At 73.3% G+C, this 517-nt stretch carries 1 protein-coding gene; it reads left to right on the forward strand.

Annotated features, from left to right (window positions below; all coding sequences use genetic code 11):
- Positions 1–517: condensation domain-containing protein (locus TSH64_RS28710; protein WP_247873202.1), on the forward strand; the 517-nt coding region annotated here is incomplete at both ends.

A 517-nucleotide genomic window follows, 5' to 3' on the forward strand; every position in this document is an offset into this window, starting at 1 on the left:
GCGCACCGCCGCCAATGCCGGAGCGCAGGAGCGGCTGTGCGAGGAGGCCCAGCGCAGCCTCGACCTCGACCATGGCCCGCTGCTGCGCGCCCTGCTGGTGGAGCGGGGGGATGACGGTCAGCAGCGCCTGCTGCTGGCGATCCACCATCTGGTGGTGGACGGCGTGTCCTGGCGCGTGCTGCTGGAGGATTTGCAGCTGGCCTGCACGCAGCTGGAACGGGGCGAGGCGGTGGTGCTGCCGGCCAAGACCGCCTCCTTCCAGTCCTGGGGCGAGGCCCTGGGCCGCCACGCCGCGAGTGGGGCGCTGAAGGATGAGCTGTCCTGGTGGCGCGACAGCTTGGCGGATGCGCCGGCCGGACTGCTTGGCGTGGCGGAGCTGGTCTCCCCCGAGGCGCTGACGGTTGCGCGGTCGGCCGTGGCGCGGACGCGGCTGGATGGGGGCTGGACGAAGCGCCTGCTGTCGTCGGCGCCTGCGGCCTACCGGACGCGGGTGAACGACCTTCTGCTGACGGCGCTG

Source organism: Azospirillum sp. TSH64 (assembly GCF_003116035.1).
GTDB lineage: Bacteria > Pseudomonadota > Alphaproteobacteria > Azospirillales > Azospirillaceae > Azospirillum.